At 41.4% G+C, this 18,239-nt stretch carries 16 protein-coding genes; 5 read left to right on the plus strand and 11 right to left on the minus strand.

Translation table 11 applies throughout. The features are described from left to right. The 3 genes from ACQFX9_RS20830 to ACQFX9_RS20840 all read left to right on the plus strand — a co-directional run bounded on the left by ACQFX9_RS20830 (window position 1) and on the right by ACQFX9_RS20840 (window position 3,999). On the plus strand, window positions 1–450 hold the full coding sequence (locus ACQFX9_RS20830; RefSeq protein WP_427158167.1) for an AAA family ATPase: 450 nt from the start codon (window positions 1–3) through the stop codon (window positions 448–450). Continuing rightward, window positions 440–1,210, plus strand: coding sequence for a tRNA(His) guanylyltransferase Thg1 family protein (locus ACQFX9_RS20835; protein WP_427158168.1), 771 nt, complete (start codon window positions 440–442; stop codon window positions 1,208–1,210). Before ACQFX9_RS20830 ends, ACQFX9_RS20835 begins: the two co-directional genes overlap by 11 nt. 131 nt (window positions 1,211–1,341) lie before the next feature. Further along, the gene (locus tag ACQFX9_RS20840; RefSeq protein ID WP_427158170.1) at window positions 1,342–3,999 is read left to right on the plus strand and encodes a polynucleotide kinase-phosphatase; all 2,658 of its coding nucleotides are present in this window, start codon (window positions 1,342–1,344) and stop codon (window positions 3,997–3,999) included. Between the two features lie 113 nt (window positions 4,000–4,112). Here ACQFX9_RS20840 and ACQFX9_RS20845 read toward each other — a convergent pair whose 3' ends face one another. The 3 genes from ACQFX9_RS20845 to ACQFX9_RS20855 form a co-directional block, all read right to left on the minus strand. Next, entirely contained in the window at window positions 4,113–5,009 is an 897-nt protein-coding gene (locus ACQFX9_RS20845; RefSeq protein ID WP_427158172.1) for an Rpn family recombination-promoting nuclease/putative transposase, read from the minus strand. Between the two features lie 17 nt (window positions 5,010–5,026). After that, the gene (locus tag ACQFX9_RS20850; RefSeq protein WP_427158174.1) at window positions 5,027–7,729 is read right to left on the minus strand and encodes a cation-translocating P-type ATPase; all 2,703 of its coding nucleotides are present in this window, start codon (window positions 7,727–7,729) and stop codon (window positions 5,027–5,029) included. Window positions 7,730–7,963: 234 nt separating this feature from the next. Continuing rightward, window positions 7,964–8,674, minus strand: a complete 711-nt coding sequence (locus ACQFX9_RS20855) for a LuxR C-terminal-related transcriptional regulator (RefSeq protein WP_427158176.1) — start codon at window positions 8,672–8,674, stop codon at window positions 7,964–7,966. An 88-nt stretch (window positions 8,675–8,762) separates the two neighbouring features. Here ACQFX9_RS20855 and ACQFX9_RS20860 point away from each other — a divergent pair, with 88 nt between their 5' ends. Further along, a complete protein-coding gene (locus tag ACQFX9_RS20860) occupies window positions 8,763–9,470 on the plus strand; it encodes a DJ-1/PfpI family protein (RefSeq protein WP_427158178.1) in 708 nt (235 codons plus the stop codon). A gap of 127 nt (window positions 9,471–9,597) precedes the next feature. Here ACQFX9_RS20860 and ACQFX9_RS20865 read toward each other — a convergent pair whose 3' ends face one another. From ACQFX9_RS20865 to ACQFX9_RS20875, 3 genes are read right to left on the minus strand one after another with little or no spacing between them, the layout of a single operon-like run. Next, complete coding sequence (locus ACQFX9_RS20865) at window positions 9,598–11,436, minus strand: AAA family ATPase (RefSeq protein WP_427158180.1); 1,839 nt, start codon at window positions 11,434–11,436, stop codon at window positions 9,598–9,600. A 28-nt stretch (window positions 11,437–11,464) separates the two neighbouring features. Then, window positions 11,465–13,369 carry an ArsA family ATPase gene (locus ACQFX9_RS20870; RefSeq protein WP_427158182.1) on the minus strand — a complete coding sequence of 635 codons (1,905 nt, stop codon included), beginning with the start codon at window positions 13,367–13,369 and terminating at the stop codon, window positions 11,465–11,467. Window positions 13,370–13,387: 18 nt separating this feature from the next. Then, entirely contained in the window at window positions 13,388–14,074 is a 687-nt protein-coding gene (locus ACQFX9_RS20875) for a GvpL/GvpF family gas vesicle protein (protein WP_427158184.1), read from the minus strand. Window positions 14,075–14,195: 121 nt separating this feature from the next. Here ACQFX9_RS20875 and ACQFX9_RS20880 point away from each other — a divergent pair, with 121 nt between their 5' ends. Beyond that, window positions 14,196–14,513 carry a gas vesicle protein gene (locus tag ACQFX9_RS20880; RefSeq protein WP_427158186.1) on the plus strand — a complete coding sequence of 106 codons (318 nt, stop codon included), beginning with the start codon at window positions 14,196–14,198 and terminating at the stop codon, window positions 14,511–14,513. A gap of 126 nt (window positions 14,514–14,639) precedes the next feature. On the opposite strand, the gene ACQFX9_RS20885 is transcribed toward ACQFX9_RS20880, so the two are convergent. The 5 genes from ACQFX9_RS20885 to gvpN form a co-directional block, all read right to left on the minus strand. Then, a complete protein-coding gene (locus ACQFX9_RS20885; RefSeq protein ID WP_427158188.1) occupies window positions 14,640–15,083 on the minus strand; it encodes a gas vesicle protein GvpG in 444 nt (147 codons plus the stop codon). Between the two features lie 11 nt (window positions 15,084–15,094). Continuing rightward, on the minus strand, window positions 15,095–15,832 hold the full coding sequence (locus ACQFX9_RS20890) for a GvpL/GvpF family gas vesicle protein (protein WP_427162958.1): 738 nt from the start codon (window positions 15,830–15,832) through the stop codon (window positions 15,095–15,097). Between the two features lie 21 nt (window positions 15,833–15,853). Further along, window positions 15,854–16,321, minus strand: coding sequence for a gas vesicle protein K (locus ACQFX9_RS20895; RefSeq protein WP_427162959.1), 468 nt, complete (start codon window positions 16,319–16,321; stop codon window positions 15,854–15,856). An 86-nt stretch (window positions 16,322–16,407) separates the two neighbouring features. Continuing rightward, window positions 16,408–16,839: a gas vesicle protein gene (locus tag ACQFX9_RS20900; RefSeq protein WP_103136389.1), complete on the minus strand. Its 432-nt coding sequence runs from the start codon at window positions 16,837–16,839 to the stop codon at window positions 16,408–16,410. Between the two features lie 2 nt (window positions 16,840–16,841). Continuing rightward, entirely contained in the window at window positions 16,842–17,909 is a 1,068-nt protein-coding gene (gene gvpN / locus ACQFX9_RS20905; RefSeq protein WP_427158189.1) for a gas vesicle protein GvpN, read from the minus strand. Window positions 17,910–18,239: the final 330 nt, after the last annotated feature.

Consider the following 18,239-nt stretch of genomic DNA (forward strand, 5'->3'; position numbering starts at 1 on the left):
ATGGAAGCAGTTATTTTTATTGGCATTCAAGGCGCAGGTAAATCGACTTTTTATTGTGACTACTTTTTTCATACCCACATTCGCATTAATCTAGATATGCTCAAAACTCGTCATCGAGAGCAGATTTTTTTACACGCTTGTTTGGAGGGTAAGCAGTCTTTTGTGGTTGATAATACTAATCCGACTGTAGAAGAGAGACAGCGTTATATTCTCCCAGCAAAGGCGCAAGGTTTTCGAGTTGTAGGGTATTATTTTCAAACTGAATTAGAGGAGTGTAAAAAAAGAAATAGTCAAAGGACTGCTAAACAAGTTGTGCCGCTTGTGGGGTTATTAGGGACATATAAAAAACTGGTTTTACCCAATTGGGAAGAGGGTTTTGATGCGATTTATACAGTTAAACCAGATTTAAATTATTCATTTATTATTGAGGAATGGCAGCGTGAAATTTGATGAATTAGATACTAGAATGAGGGTGTTTGAAACAGCCCATGATCATTGCGTATTACCTGGAATTTATATAGTTGCTAGATTAGATGGACGTGGTTTTACTCGTCTGACTAAAGAAGTACATAATTTTGAAGCTCCTTATGATGTCAGATTTCGAGATATGATGCTGACAACAATTGAGCATTTAATGAATTGCGGGATAAATATTAAGTATGCCTATACTCAAAGTGATGAAATTTCCTTACTGTTTGCATATCATGAAGCTACATTTAACCGTAAGTTGAGAAAATTAAACTCAGTTTTAGCAGGGGAAGCTAGCGCGAAATTTTCTTTACTATTAGGTGATATGGGTTGTTTTGACTGTCGCATTTCACAACTTCCCAATGTGGAAGAAGTGATAAATTATTTTCGTTGGCGACACGAAGATGCTCACAGAAATGCTTTGAATGCTCATTGTTATTGGTGTCTACGGCGTGATGGTCAAAGCGCAACTCAAGCAACTAGTATGATGAAAGGGTTATCTGTGGCTGATAAAAATGAAATGTTATTCCAACATGGGATTAATTTCAATCAGCTTCCTAATTGGCAAAAACGGGGTGTGGGTCTTTATTGGGAAGAATATCAAAAAGAAGGATTTAATCCTATCACTGGTGAAGTTGTTCCTGCATTACGGCGACGAATTCGGCGAGATTTAGATTTACCGATGAAGGATGATTATAGTCAGTTTGTTGCTAAATTAGTTAATCATAGACCTCTTGCATAAATCTTTTTTGTCTCACGCAAACCGCTAGCGCAGAACCCGCACGGTAGGCGCAAAGTCGCAAAATGACTAATGACTAATGACTAATGGCTAATGACTATTGACTATTGACTATTGACTATTAACTATTAACTATGAAAATTACTATTCCTGAATTATCTTTGGTTGTTTTGATTGGTGCTTCTGGTGCGGGGAAATCGACTTTCGCACGTCAACATTTTCAAAGTTTTGAGGTGTTGTCTTCTGACTTTTGTCGGGGGTTGGTTTCTAATGATGAAAATAATCAGTCGTCTTCTGGGGATGCTTTTGATGTGCTGCACTATATTGCAGCTAAACGGTTAGCCGCAGGTAAGTTGACTGTGATTGATGCTACTAATGTGCAGGCGGAAGACCGTAAGGTTTTACTGCAAATGGCGAAACAATATCATTGTTTTGCGGTGGCGATAGTTTTTGATTTACCAGAAGCATTATGTCATGACAGAAATCAAAAAAGAAGCGATCGCCAATTCGGTTCTCATGTCGTGCGTCGTCATACTCAAATGTTACGGCGTTCTCTGCACAGTCTAGAAAAAGAGGGTTTCCGCTACGTCTATACTCTGAAATCTGTTGAGGAAATCGCATCTGTTGAAATTGATATTCAACCTCTATGGAACAATAAAAAATACGAACACGGCCCCTTTGATATCATCGGCGATATTCACGGTTGCTGTGATGAATTAGAAACATTACTACAACAGTTAGGCTACGTGAAGAGGGAGGAGGGCAGGGAGCAGGGGAGACAAGGGAGACAAGGAAGCACAGAAGATTTTACCCCAATACCCAATACCCAGTTCCCAGTCCCCAGTCCCCAGTCCTTCTGGAATTTCCCCACTTACTACCACCCAGAAGGACGTAAAGCTGTGTTTCTGGGTGATTTAGTAGACCGTGGCCCCCGAATTTTGGATACAGTTAAGTTAGTGCGAAATATGCTTGCAGCTGGGACAGGCTTTTGTGTTTGTGGTAATCATGAACACAAGTTCTTGCGGAAGTTACGGGGTAAAAATGTCAAGATAACTCATGGTTTACAGCAAAGTATTGATGAAATGGAAGCGTTACCTGATGCGGTGCGTGAACCTTTTAGTCAAGAACTCGCAGGATTTCTAGATTCTCTCATCAGTCATTATGTCCTAGATGATGGACGCTTGGTGGTGGCTCACGCTGGGATGAAGGCGGAAATGCAAGGACGCGGTTCTGGTGCGGTGCGGGAATTTGCTATGTATGGGGAAACGACAGGCGAGATTGATGAGTTTGGCTTGCCTGTGCGTTACAATTGGGCAGGAGATTATCGGGGTGAGGCTTTGGTAGTCTACGGTCATACCCCTGTCCCGGAAGCGGAATGGTTGAATAATACGATTGATATTGATACAGGTTGTGTTTATGGTGGGAAATTAACCGCCTTGCGCTATCCCGAAAAAGAATTGGTGAGTGTATCGGCGGCGCGTGTTTACCGTGAACCAACGAAACCATTAGGCAATAACAGTATCACCCGGACAGCACAACAAGAATTAGATGATGTCCTCAATATTGAGGATGTGTTGGGTAAGCGGATTATTAATACTAAACTCCAGCCGAATATTACCATTCGGGCAGAAAATGCGATCGCGGCTTTAGAAATCATGAGTCGGTTTGCAGCTAACCCCAAATGGTTGATTTATCTACCGCCTACCATGTCCCCACCAGAAACATCCTCAATACCTGGATATCTGGAACACCCCACCCAAGCTTTTACCTACTACCAAAGCCAAGGAATTACAGAGGTAGTCTGTGAAGAAAAACACATGGGTTCACGGGTAATTGTGGTGATTTGTCGTGATATCGCCGCCGCCGAAAAAAGATTTGGGGTGGTGGATGAAGGTATGGGAATTTGCTACACCCGCACCGGAAGACGCTTTTTTGATGACTTAGAATTAGAAACGCAAGTCTTAGCAAGGGTGAATCATGCTTTAACTGCAAGTAACTTTTGGTCAGATTTTAATACAGATTGGGTGTGTTTAGACTGTGAATTAATGCCTTGGTCAGCAAAAGCTCAAGGTTTGCTACGGGGACAATATGCACCTGTGGGAGTTGCATCACACCTCGCTTTAAATGATGCTGTAACTTTATTAGAACAGGCTAATACTCGCGGTTTAGATGTCGCAACTCACCTGACTCACTACCAACAACGTGCAGAGATGGCGAGTCAGTATGTCACCGCTTACCGTCGCTATTGTTGGCAAGTTGACGATATTGCAGATTTAAAACTTGCCCCTTTCCACATTTTAGCCACCGAGGGACAAGTCCACACAGATAAAGACCACCGTTGGCACATGGAACAAGCCGCCAAAATCTCCAACTCAGACCCCACTTTTATCCTCGCCACTAATTACAAAGTCATCGATTTAACTGACCCTAGTAGCCAAGCTGAGGGGGTGCATTGGTGGTCAGAAATGACTCAAGCCGGTGGTGAGGGGATGGTAGTAAAACCTATGCAATTTATTGTCAAAGGTAGTCGGGGAATTGTCCAGCCTGCGGTGAAATGTCGCGGACAGGAATATCTGCGAATTATTTACGGGCCTGAATATTCAGCTATAGATAATTTACAACGTCTGCGTCAACGGGGTTTATCTTTGAAGCGTTCCCTGGCTATGCGCGAATTTGCTTTAGGTGTGGAAGCATTGGAGAGATTTGTTAGTCATGCACCTTTACGCCGTGTCCATGAATGCGTTTTTGGGATTCTAGCTTTGGAAAGTGAACCAATAGATCCCAGACTATAATTTTTGGCGATTTCCCTACAGCTGCTGTGGGTAAAGCCAGTGTAGCAGTTGTTGGTGCGATCGCCTCAAAAATTCTCTAGTACATAGCTTGAAGTCAAAATTACACCAGGAATTTATCGCTGTTCTAACCAAGCCTGTAGATCAACCACACTAGTAAAATCTAACAATGCTTCGCTCAAATCCTCCAACACAGGTAAAGGTAAATCAGTAATTGAGGAACGCATTTCCGCAGACAGTTCGCCAAACAGTTTAGTTAGCAGTCGTATTACGAGTTTTATTGTTGCTTCCTCGCGTCCTTCCTCACGCCCTTCCTCACGCCCTTCCTCACGTCCTTCCTCACGCCCTTCCTCACGCCCTTCCTCCTTAATTTCTCGGTAAACTCTGGTTTCTTTGAGTGTGATTCCCAACATAGACTCAACCTCCATTCTGCTTAGTTGTTCAAACTTGTACACCATAATTGTTGTGATCATCTCTATTATGGCGCGACTTGCTTGTTCGGTTACTTCTTGACGAGTTCTAGTTAATAAGTATCTAGCGGCTTCTGGTGCTTGTTCTTCCTCTACTGTCGTCAGTACCATCAAGGCTACCCAAATGGGTAAAGAACGAATATCACCTAATTCATCCAAATAGATTCTATGTACTTGTTCACCGTTGAGTAATGAGCGATGGGGATGAATATCACTTTGTTCGGTAGTACGCGACGGGTAAATAATCACGGCTTGCCAATCAGTGAATCTATTGCGGTTACGATAGAAATATAGCGAAGATTCCGCAAACACTCTTTCGTAAAGCTGTTCATCGGTTTGGAACTGTACTTCGCAAAAATATACAATTCCTGCACCTTGATTTTCTGGTGGGAGAAACACACCATCAATTTCAAATCTGGGTTCTTTGACAGCTACTGAATCAAATCGGTACGCATCTGCATTAGTAGGGGGTGCAGCTAATAATTGAAACAATAGTGTAGGAGATTGCTGAAATAGTTTGTAAAAAATGGAATCGCGACGCATGAAGTAGTTTTAGAAATCTATTTTAATTTACGTTTTTTACGATTAATTAACTTCGTAATTTGTCCAATAATTAGAGGTATAATACTCATCCCCACAATTAATAACCATCCATCAACACCAGGATCAGCTGTTTGCAATACATTTGATAATACAGGAACATGAACTGCAATTAATAGCAATCCTGTACAAAAAATCAGCGCACCCCACACATAAGGATTGCGAGTAATCTCATTATGAAATAAACCAGAATCACGATCGCGCATATTAAAAACGTGCCACAATCGCGTAAAACCCAAGGTCATAAATGTAATCGTCACCGCTTGTTGTTCGTTCAATCCCAGCCAAGTTAAAGCCAGAATAAAAGCACCACCTAAAGTGGCTGCAATTACTAATCCGTAACCTGCGATCGCAAGCCAATGACGACGAGTTAATATTGGCTCATTTGCTGCTCTAGGTGGACGTTTCATTAAGGTGGGTTCACCTTCTCCTACACCCAAAGCCAAGGCGGGCAAGGCATCATTAACGACGTTAATATACAATATCTGCAATGGCAAAAGTGGTAAAGGAGCATTCAATAATGAGGCGGTTGCTACTAAGATAATCTCACCGACATTACCAGATAACAGATAAACAGTGAACTTTCTAATATTATTAAAAATAGCTCTCCCCTGTTCCACCGCCGCCACAATCGAAGCAAAAGCATCATCTTGAAGTACCATATCAGCCGCTTCTTTGGCGACTTGAGTTCCCCTCTGTCCCATTGCTACGCCGATGTCAGCTTTCCTTAAGGCGGGCGCATCGTTGACACCATCACCAGTCATCGCCACTACGGCTTGATGACGTTGATGTAAATCAACTAAATTCAGCTTTTGTTCGGGACTAACTCTCGCCAGCACCGCAGATTGGACGATACGCTGGCGTTCATCTGGGGATAATTCCTCAAAGCTTTTCAGGTCTTGGCCTTTAATTACATCTGCTTGTTGATTGTCTGTTAAACCCACAGCGATCGCAATATTTTTAGCAGTTACAGGTTGGTCGCCTGTCACCATCACGACTCTGATTCCGGCTTCCTGACATTCTTTAATGGCTGGTATCACCTCTTCACGGGGAGGATCTAATAAACCTACAACTCCCAATAATGTTAAATCTGCGTAGGGGTCGGCTTTTTCTGATTGAGCGATTTTTTGCGCTAAGGCGAGAGTTCTTAAACCCTGTTGTGCTAATTGATTGATTCTTTCTTGCCAATCTTGTCGTACTTCCTCTGTCATTTGCACTGCGTCTGAGTCGGTGAGGATACGAGTACAAGCTTGCAGCACCGCTTCCGGCGCACCTTTGACTGCAAATCGATACTGACCGTCGAATTTATGAATCGTCGCCATCATTTTCAAGTCGGGGTCAAAGGCTTCTTCCCGCACTTCCGGCATTTTTTGCAGCAATTGCTGACGTTGCATCTCTGCTTTTGCACCTGCAACTAATAATGCAACTTCCATTGGGTCGCCTACTACCCGACTTTCATTTGAGTCTTCTGGCTGCAAAGCTGCATTGTTACATAATATCCCCACTTCTAACAGTGCTGGGAGGACTTTATCTTCGGAAGGATTAAACTTTTGATTGTTGCGTTGAAATTCGCCTTGGGTTGCTAATCCTTCGCCAGTGACTTGAATTTCCCCCGCATCTATAAATATGCGGCTGACAGTCATTTGATTTTCTGTGAGTGTACCCGTTTTATCAGTGCAAATTACGCTAGTTGCACCTAAAGTTTCCACCGCCGAGAGTTGATTAATCAGTGCATGACGTTTCGCCATACGCCACATTCCGCGCGCTAAGGCGACCGTCGCCACAATCGGTAATCCTTCTGGGACTGCTCCCACAGCTAAAGCGATCGCAGTTTCTACCATTAAGAATACATCTCTACCTGCCACAATACCAGCGATCGCTACAACAATCACAATGGCAATTGTCACCCAAACTAACCACTGTCCCAACTCATCCAAACGCTTTTCTAAAGGAGTTTTGTCCGATTTTCCGGCTTTTTGTGCTAACTCAGAAATATGACCTAACTCGGTTTTCATCCCAGTCGCTACCACCACCCCTGACCCAGAACCACGGGTTAAAGCCGTACCCTTGTACAACATATTATGATGTTCTGCCAGGGGTATATCTGCGTCTAATGGTTGCACATCTTTACCTACAGGAAGAGATTCCCCCGTTAATGATGATTCATTCACTTGCAGATTTGCGGCTTCAATGATGCGTAAATCAGCTGCGATCGCATCCCCACTTTCTACAATTACAATATCCCCAGGAACTAATTCCACCGCCGGAATTTCTTGCAATCTCCCATTGCGTCTGACTTTTGCTGTCGTGCTACTGAGTTTTTGCAGTGCTTCCATTGAGCGAATCGCTTTGTATTCTGTAAAAAAACCAATCGCCGTATTAATCACAATGGCGATGATGACTGCTATTCCCTCAATCCATTGACTAAAAGCAAAAGATAAAACCGCCGCTACAGCTAAGATACCAATAATCAAACTTTGGAATTGTTCTATAAATATGCGCCAAGCACTTTTCCCTTTGGCTTCCTGCAAGCGATTTTCACCATACTGCTTGCGTCGTTGTTCTACCTCCGATTCCGTCAAACCTTCATCTGAAGAGACATGAAACTGACGCAAAATTTCGTCTACAGAAAGTGTCCAAGGCTGATAAGGAAGCTCCGCCATGAATGCCGCCCCACTGGATAAGTTGCTCAATTGCTAGTACATACGCTTATTTTTTACTTAACTACTAATTTTTCTGGAGATTATCTACCAGAGGTAATGACTAGTTCTAAAATCCATCTTGAGAGAGTGTAAGGATGAGGATTTGTTAACATTCTGTAGTGCTGTTAGCGGTAGTGCGGCGTTTAGCCGGTGCAATTAATCTTACTTTTTACTCAGTACTCAGCACTCTTTTGGTCAAAAAATTCGTAACTTAGCCACCATCTCAGCTCTTGCAGATACACCCAACTTCCGAAACATTCGTTTTAAAGTCTGCTTGACTGTATTTTGACTAATCCATAATTGCGCCGCGATTTCTGCATTAGTCAGACCTTGCGCCACCAAACCAGCAATCTGGGCTTCTCGCGGAGTTAAACCCATCTCAGGGTTGAGTAAACTTAACTGCTCTGAAAAACGCAAATTGGCTAATTTAGCAGAAATATGGGCGCAAATAGCACTTAATTGTAGCAAATCCTGAGTATTAAATGCTGGCGTTCCACTAGTACGGGCAAAGTTAACTGTGCCAATCAGCTTACCATCACCGACAATCGGCCCAGTCATAATATGCTCATGATCATATATTCTGCCGCAGCCGCTTTGATATAAATCACTTTGCTTCCAAGCTGCTTCAGTAAAAATAATTTGCTCATGGGCAGGGGCATGATGAGAAATTACGTACTGCATTACCTGATCTAAATTTTTACCGAAAGTCGAGTAATAATCAATAAAACTATCGGGTAAGCCTTTCATTTCAATATTGCCACTTTGCCCTGGCTGACCTTGTAAATAAATACTCCAGTGTTGGCTAGCAAATAAATCTCCGGCTGCATCCATGTAGTAGGAGCAGAGTTTTCTTTGTGAAGGAGCGTTAGCTATTTGCTCAATTAATGCCTGTAACGAGTAAGACATGAATCAAAGTGTACTCAACTGGGTAATTGTCAGCCAAAATATCCAATTCTAGGATAACTGTATTCATCACAGTCTGGAAAATCACAGTATGTCTAGTGTAAAACACACAATCGGGTTGGTCATTTATCCTGATATGACCCAGTTAGATATTACAGGGCCACATCAAGTTTTTTCATTGATGCCGAATACTCAAGTTTTGCTGTTGTGGAAAAACTTAGAACCTGTTGTCAGCAATGGTTTAACAATTTTACCGACTACTACTTTTGCTGAATGTCCGCAACTCGATGTTTTATGTGTTCCTGGTGGGGCGATGGGAACTGTAGAGATGATGCAAGATGTGGAAATGTTGAAGTTTCTGCAAAAGCAAGCACAAACAACTAAGTATGTCACAGCTGTGTGTACAGGTTCGCTAATTTTAGCGGCTGCGGGTTTACTGCAAGGATATCGTGCAGCTTGTCATTGGGCTTTTCGAGAACAGTTGGCCTCAATGGGTGTAGAAGTCAGTCACGAACGAGTGGTGATAGACCGCGATGGACGGATCACAGGCGGTGGTGTCACCGCAGGGATTGATTTCGCTCTCACGATAGCTGCTGTTTTGTGTGGGGAAGATACGGCTAAATTTCTGGAATTATTGTTGGAATATAACCCTGCACCACCTTTTGGGGTTGGTTCACCAGAAAAAGCAGATTCTCAATTGAAAAAAGCTGTGTTGGACATGGGCAAACCGTTAATTGCAGCCAGTCAAAAAGCTGCTGCTCGTTTAAAAACGCAATTGACCGATGATAATTTAGTCTGACTGATAAAACAACATAAAAAAACCCCGCCCCAGTTTATGGGGTGGGGGAGAGGAGGATAAAAATTAGGTAGATTTTTCGCGCCTTTGCGCCTTTGCGCGAAACAAAACTCATTCCCAATCAACAACGCTAACCTGCACGCTGCTCTGTTAACACTTGATAAGCATAATTGAAGTCATCGTTGGAAATCTTAATTTCAGTCGGATCTGTTAGACCTTCCGCACGGAAACGACGAATAGCTTCTACAGCCGCTTGATTGCTGAGTAAAGTTAAGTCTGCACCATTCCAATCTTTGGTCATTTCTGCCCAATAGTTCAAATCCACATTGTCTAGTGGTCTTCCTTGACAATGGACTTGCAAAATCGCCAGACGACTAGCCAAGTCTGGTAAATCAACCTTCATCTGTAAATCCAAGCGTCCGGCGCGTAACAGTGCTGGGTCAAGAGCATCAGGTCTATTGGTCGCACCAATCACTAAAATTGTGCTACCTACCTCTATCCCATCCAACTCAGTCAGTAATTGTCCAACGATGCGATCGCTCACTCCTGAATCCCCACTAAAACTACCACGCGCGGGGGCTAAGGTGTCGATTTCATCAATAAAGACTACACAAGGTTCTGCTTGACGGGCTTTGGCAAATAATTCTCGCACTGCCTGTTCACTCGCGCCTACCCAACGACTCATTAATTCCGGGCCATTCACACCAATAAAGTTGGCTCTTGCTTGGGAAGCGACGGCTTTGGCTAACAGGGTTTTACCTGTTCCGGGAGGCCCCCACAACAAAATCCCTTTGGGTGCTAGGGCTTTTGTTTGTAAATACAGTTCTGGATAGAGTAACGCCCCTTCCACTGATTCCCGCAGGGTTTGTTTGATATTATCCAAACCGCCAATATCATCCCAAGCAATTTGAGGAACTTCTACTTCTACACTCCGTAGGACAGCTGGTTTGATTTCTTTGAGGGCTTGCAAGAAGTCGGCTGCACCGATGGTCATATTGTCTGGAATCTCGCCATCAATAGAAGGAACTTGACGACGTAAAGCTGTGTAAGCAGCCTTTTGACAAACAGCTTTCAAATCAGCCCCGACAAATCCCACCGCCCGTTCTGCGATCGCATCTAAATCAACTGCGGCTTCTAAAGGCATCGCACGAGTCAGAATTTGCAATATTTCTTTGCGTCCTTTGACATCTGGGACACGGAACTGCACTTCTCGGTCAAACCTTCCGGGACGACGTAACGCCGGATCAAGATGGTCGGGACGGTTGGTGGCTGCCAATACAATCACGCCTTGACTTTGGGAGAAGCCGTCCATCAAACTCAATAATTGAGCAACTAGACGTTTTTCCACTTCCCCTTCTACCGCACTGCGATCGGGGGCTAAACTATCAATTTCATCAATGAAGATAATACAAGGAGCATTTTTCGCTGCTTTTTCAAAAATTCCCCGCAGTCTTTGTTCCGCTTCGCCATAGTATTTGCTGATGACTTCTGGCCCTACTAAAGCAATGTAATTCACACCCAGTTCTTCAGCTAAAGCCCGCGCCGTCAGAGTTTTCCCCGTCCCAGGAGGGCCAACTAACAATACGCCTCTTGTTGGTTCAAGTCCCAATTTCGCCAATAAGTCAGGACGTTTTAAGGGTATAGCAATTAGCTCTTTGAGTTCTTTGAGAACCTCTCCTAATCCCCCCACATCTTTTAAGGTATAGTCTACAGAGCTATGGGGTGGAACAACTTCAGCCTCATCACCATTCCCACTATTAGAAGTAGGAGCAGCTGGAGTGCGAAAACGACTAGTACCCACATCGTTACCCACATTACTAGGACGCGGTATTGTCCCATAGCGGGGAATACTACTCATCGGACGGGAATTAATCTGCACATCCGTCTTAATTTCTCCCTTCTCAATTTTCTCTTCTAAAGTTTTTACCAAATCTAATAATTGCTCAAACCCTTTGAAAAATTCACTCATACAATCACTCCCAAAATTGACTAATCATTCAGCGTTTATTTGTAGTTAATTCCTCAACTTCAAATAAAAGATTCGCCGCCCCCTTAATTCGGGCAAGAGGCTCAACAGAGCGGGGTAAGTTCGGTAAACGAATCATAATTTGCTCTGGAAATAAACTTTCATCGATTTTCACCTCTTGACCGTAGCGATTCTGCACTACATAACGCTGACTCACACCCATTTTTTTCAGGGCTGCTGTTAAGCGAATGTGTTCAGATATAATTGCTGCTTCTGATTGAATTACGCCCACAAATTGCGTATGTTGGGGATTTTTTAATTTCTTTTGTGCTTGGACGACTTGTTGGCGTAGTCCTCTTAATCGTCCAATAAAATCTACTCTACCCAAAACATTTTGATATTTAATCCACAGTTTAAATATCCAAGATAACCAATCACTTAAAGCCGATGGCATTTCTAAAAATCGCATCAAATGACCTGTAGGTGCTGTATCTAAAATAATTAAATCTTGCTGATTACTATCTAATAAATCCATCACCGTTACAAGGGATAACATCTCATCAATCCCTGGTAAAGCTTGAGACATAATTTGCCTCCAAGCTTCTGGAACATAGGCAATATTCACCGTTGTATCTGTTTGCGAACCTTCGCCGCTAATCATATCTGCTAATTCCCACAGATAATCAGCCCGGAATTGTTCTAAAACTTGATTAGCATCGATTTCTTGCCCACTCAAGTTATGTGTTAAAGATATTGGTTCATGACCTAAATCTTTCCCAAAAGCATCCCCTAAAGAATGGGCTGGATCTATAGAAATCACACGGATTTTTTTATCTGGATGTCGTTCAGCACAAGCCCAAGCTACAGCAGCTGCTACCGTTGTTTTACCGACACCTCCTTTACCTCCAATAATAATTAATTGACATCCTTCATTGACAAAATCTGTAAAGCTAGGTAAGACTTTAGGCGGCCAGTGAACTTCCGGTGCTGCTACTAGTTCTACACTCTGAATTTTTTGAATTTGCGCTGATAAAGCATCTAAGGATACCCCACCCAAAGGTTCTACTCTTTGTTGGGGAACTGTAAATACAGGCTTTTGATTCACCAGATGTAAGTATTTATCCAGAAGATTTTGCTGTTCAGCGTAACGGTCTGGTTCGATTTCCGCGTTGGTTAATATTCTATTAATAAATAATCCCGCAAATGGTACTTCTAGGGTAGCTAAACTGTCAATAAAACGCTCAGTTTCTAAAAGACACATCGGTTCAGAAATACCCACAACTAAGCAACCTGTAAATTTCTCATCTTGCAGTAAGCGTCTACCTTCTGCTAGTTGAGTCTTCATTTCTACTAAAAAGTCATCGACTTCATCAGCTGTATAAGTACCTGTAAAACTTCTGGTAATGACGCGGTGTTTTTCTTGAAATAATTCTAAAGAATTTAAGATCACATCTAAAAAATCTTTTAGGCGCAATAGATTTAACGTGTGTCCAGAAGGGGCCATATCTACAACTACACGATCAGCTTCTTTTTCTGCTAATAAGCGTTGAATTTCTAATAACCCCATTAATTCATTTAAACCAGGCCAGTCTAAATCCCAAACTGGTGCTAAATCATCTCCATCTGCTAAACTACCACGCTCAACTAGTAGTTCTAAAAAACGGCTATATTTGCCCTTAAACTCTAATAATAATTTTTCTGCATCTAAGGCTTGAACGCTCAAATTTGGTAAATCAGTTAATGGTAAAGCAATACCTGTAACTTCTGTGAGTAAAACATCTCCTAAAGAGTGGGCGGGATCTGTCGATAATAACAAAATCTTTTCTTGTGGAAATTCTCTCGCCCAATAACGAGCGAAACTGCAAGCGAGGGTAGTTTTACCAACCCCTCCCTTGCCGCTAAACATCACTAAATTTAGAGAGTCGTAATATTTCATAATAAGTTGCACATAGTATTAGATAAAGTGATACGGGGGAAGAGGTTCTCCTAAAATTAAATTCCAGTGAGGAGAAGCTTTTTGCCAAACTGCTACCTTTGCTAAAAGGGCAGCTTGTTCATGACGATCAATTAAAAAATATAAGCGAAATTCTTCTGCTTGCTGTTGTACTATAACGGATGATGGATAAGTTTCTGTGATGCTGTCTATGAGTTGATTTCTCTCCTCATTTTGCTCAAGATGAAAAATCTTTTGCGTTTCATAGTATTGTTTTTTAGCTAAAAAATAGTCTCTCCCACTACCTACGGCTAGCTGTTTTGGCTCTGCTAATACTTGGGGGATAAGTTTTAATGTATATTCATCTTTATTTTGAATATTTTTGAGCTTCTCTAAGTATTCCTCAGCATGATCGTCTATGTGATTGAGCAAGCTTTCTTGGGAATTGAAATGAGTCCCAAACCTCAGAGGTAAAATGGTAGTTTGCTGGAATAGTTCCCGAATCACGCGGTCATGAGCTAACACCATTTTGATGACTTGTTGATCATCAGTTTGATATGCAACTGGAGATATTCCAGGTTCAACAATAGCTGATATATTAGCCCCACTCATCAAAATTACTGGAGCTATATTTCCCTCTGGTAAGGTTAAGGAAAAATCGGGAGTTTTCAAGAAGGCGTAAGTATAGAAATTTTGTGATCGCATCATTTTATTTACAGAGAGTATTTTATTTTTTTTACTAGAAATAAATAAATTTATTTCAGTTATTAAACTCTTTACATCAGGAAATTTTTAGTTATAATGCTATCAATTAATTCAGGTCATTCTTATGAAGAAAATGCGGAATCGAGGAGCCATCAGACCTAAAGTTACTACCATGCCTCGTAGTAAATCAGAGGCTTCTAATCAGTTAGAACTTTATAAGTTAGTTACGGAACAACAGCGAATTAAACAAGAACTCAATTTTATCGAACAGCGTACAGTGCTACTTAAACAACGCTTAATCACACTCCAAACACAGATAGAAGGCACAGAAAGGAATATCCAAAATTTACGGTCTTCTGATACGAATCCTCACTCTCCTATATCCTACGCACAAATCCCCTTTGAATCCAATAACTATCAAACTTTTGAAATAGAATATTGATTTGTTACAGCAAATAATAAATTATTAACCCGCAGATGCGGGTTTTTAATTATTTGATTTCACTGTCAGTCCTAATTACACTTACCAAAGTATTAACAACACACTTACTATCATCAGTGAATTTAACTAAGGTGATAATACTAGATTTTCCTTATCTTCATAATCTGTACTCATTTGTGGAGTTTCTTGATAAATTTCATTTAACTCTGAGACTGTCGCCAAGGCAGGTTGCAGGATTAAATCTGCATCTGCTGCTACCTCTTCATCTAGATTTAACTCAGAGACTGTCACCAAGGCCGGTGGTAATATCAAATCTTCATCTACTTCTTCATCTACATTTAACTCTTCTTCTAAAGCTTGAATTCTCAACAGCAGTTCTTCCTCTTTTTCCTCAAACTCTTCCTCTGATATTTCGCCCATATCAAAGGATAGTTGTAGGCTTAATAATTGTTTATGTAAATTTTCTTTAGCATCAAATTCAGTGTTAGCACGCTCTTGAATTTGCTCCCCAATCCACACAAGTCCACTGATTGGCCCCATAACCGGAAATAGTAAGATTTTCCCCAACATAATATTGACTCCTAAGCATTAATTTGAGCAAATGTATATGGTGCTGTAAAATTATTGTAGCGAATGCGTAAGCGTTCACCAAACTGTTGATCAATCGCTTCTACTCGCTCACTAAATAAAGATTCTTTATCCCATGGAATCAAGAAAGCAGCGTTGTAAATCATGTCCTCTGTCATGGGTTCACTTTCTACAACTTCATTAGCCAAAGGTCTCAACTCATTAAAGAAAGTTTGAATTACAGATTGTTTACGAGCTGTTAAATTACTTTCAATTAATTGTCCAATATGAATGACTTCCTCCATGCTTAAAGCCTTACCTTCCATTTGGTCGCGCTGCTGCTTCAAACTGGGATTCGACTCCATCATGGCTTGTAATTCAGCTTTGGGATTCCAAAAAATCTTGATGCTTACTTCGCGCGTGTCATGCAATTTTTGAAATAATTCTTCTAGTTTCTCTTTGTATGGTTGAATAAGTTGGATAATTACTGTGTCCCAAGTTTTCACCACTAATCCAAACCTTAAAGGAAGGAGTGTACGAAATCCTTCTTGCATGGCTTGTTCGAGGACTTTTTCATGGCTAATTAAATTCCGACGAGAAGCTAAATACTTTTCTTGCTTTGCTTCTGAATATAAAAAACTTAATCCATCAATCACTTGACTATATACTGGCTGAGAATCTAATCCTTTGATGGCAATTGTTGAGGGAATTGCATCAGGAAAAATACCGTATAGGTAGAAACCACAATCCATGATCAGCAAAATACTAACTAATTACAAGGGTTTTGATGTTAAAACTAAGCGCAATTTGGCATTAATCAGATTGAGTTGTGCTAACCCTAAATCGATCTCGCCATCTACCACAATCCCAGTGTTTAAAAGACGGTCTAATAGCTCTAACACTGAAGGTTGAGTTCCAGGTTCACCAGGATAATAAGAACCAGGGGATGGTAGAAGAGTCCCGACATCCCCTAAATTGATATTTAAGTCGGCGGGAGTGATTTCAAAAATCTCGCATAAATTTAAAACTTGTTCTTCCAACTTTTGCAAGCTTTCTGCGGCTCGTTCTAGTTCAGATTCGCTCAAACACCCCTGATCCATGCGTCGAATTACTTGCGCCTCCATCAGCTGACGCACTAGTTCCACTACAGTTAACAGTAGAGGAACTAAACCTGCTTTGTTATTGGCTTTAGAAGTGGTGAGTGGCAAATCAACAGGATTTTCAACCGGAGTGCAAACCATTGTCATAATGCCATCTACCTTTTCTAAAGTTTTGGAAATTACTGCGATCTTGAGGCCAGATTACTCTGAATATTTGCAGAAATTAACTAAGCCTCAAGTTGAGAATCTGCTTCTATTGGACTACTAACTTCATTCTCAGTATGAGCAGATAATGTTACAGTCTCTTGCTCCTTAGCTGCTGTTAACATCCGTAACTGAGTTTCTAAACTCTCTAGCCGTTGATGCAGCTGTTGGTTCTCTGCAATTAAGTCTTGAGACCTACTACTGAGATAGGGGTCATTTTCCCACCAATTTATACCCATCTCACGAGCTTTATCAACGGAAGAAATTAGCAAACGAATGCGGATATGTAAGAGTTCCGTAGAAGCAATGGAAACAGAGATATCACCAGCAATCACAATTCCCTTATCTAACACCCGTTCGAGAATATCTGCTAAGGTAGAACCCTGTGTGGATGTAGAAATTGTGCGACTAGAGTTAGTCGCAGGACGTGTTGGCTGTAGTGGAGTGGTAGTCACGATTAATTAGACTCTTCGGTTGTAGGTATATTTTTGTTAATCACTAAGCCTTTTTGCTGGGAAGGCGCAGTATTTTCCGCCATTGCCTCTGCTTCTGACTCGTTCACTGCTTCATCTGATGCAGCGTTATGATGTGATTCTTCTATTGACTGTGTATGCAGTTGGTTGAGCAATTCTAGGAAAATAGTCGTAGCTTCACTAGCAGACCAATTGGTGCGATTAAATAGCACATCTGCACAAATTTCTCGAAAATCTGTGTTCTCTGGTAACACTAAAATGTTGTGTTCTGAACAAACTTTAGCAATCATCAAACAAGACCGTAAGCCAGAAGTCTTTTCTCCACCTGTTCCTAAACGGAATGCTTTCACTAAGCGGGCAATTAACTGAGCATCTTCTCTAGAAATACCAGTTTTATGAACTATAATCTCAGTTTGAGTTTGTTCATCAGGCTCTGGCATATTAATAGTCACTAACCTATCCATCAGCGCGTCTTGCGTTGAATGTACTCCGCAGTATTCTTCAGGATTAGAGGTAAAGATAGCCCGAAATTGGGGATGAACGTGGAGATATTCTGGTTGGTTGCTGCTGGGGGGAAGGGTGAGAATTTTTTCTTCTAAGGCCGAAAGTAAGACATTATTGACTTCTGGTTTAGAACGGTTGAATTCATCATAGACGAGGGTCAAACCTTCACGACAAGCTAAAGTTAATCGAGAATCAACCCAATTTTGTTTGAGTTCATCTTCAACTTTGACAACGTTGTGAATGTAGTTGTCTAGTAATTTCTTATGGGTGTAACCAGATTCACTACCAATTAAATCAGAACTTTTAAATTCGTCGTCTCCGAAGACTAACATAATTGGTCTATCGAGACAGTTAGCTAAGTGCATAGCTAAAGTTGTTTTCCCTGTACCAGCCGGGCCACGCAAGTGAATGGCAAACCCTGATGTGAGATAACGTAATGCACGGATTGCCACTCGCTCAATTGCGGGTGTGACGACAAACTGTCCAGGACGAACACGAAGAACGGCTCTTTTTTTATTATTTACAGTATGATTTGCTGTGAGGGTCATAAGATGAAGTTGCAGTAAAGAAATGTTGCCAAATAAAAGAATTGATGTGAGTACACACAATCGCTAAACTATGTGTTATTTTAAGTATAGAAACTATTAGATAGTATCTACATATGAATAACTCCCTTAGAGTGTAGGAGTTATATAATGTTAGGTAATAACTTGAGGGTAGACCGCTATATTTGAATAACTCCTTGCATTAAATCGAGCAATACTTTAGAATATTCAAAGTTTTACATTAAACTCATTGTTGAATTCGCCCCCTTGTCTAACCAGTATTTAACCTGGAAGATAGGGGGGTTTTACTATCTAGCACAGCCAATGAATTCA

It is taken from the genome of Aliinostoc sp. HNIBRCY26 (genome assembly GCF_050235535.1).
Taxonomy (GTDB): domain Bacteria; phylum Cyanobacteriota; class Cyanobacteriia; order Cyanobacteriales; family Nostocaceae; genus Trichormus.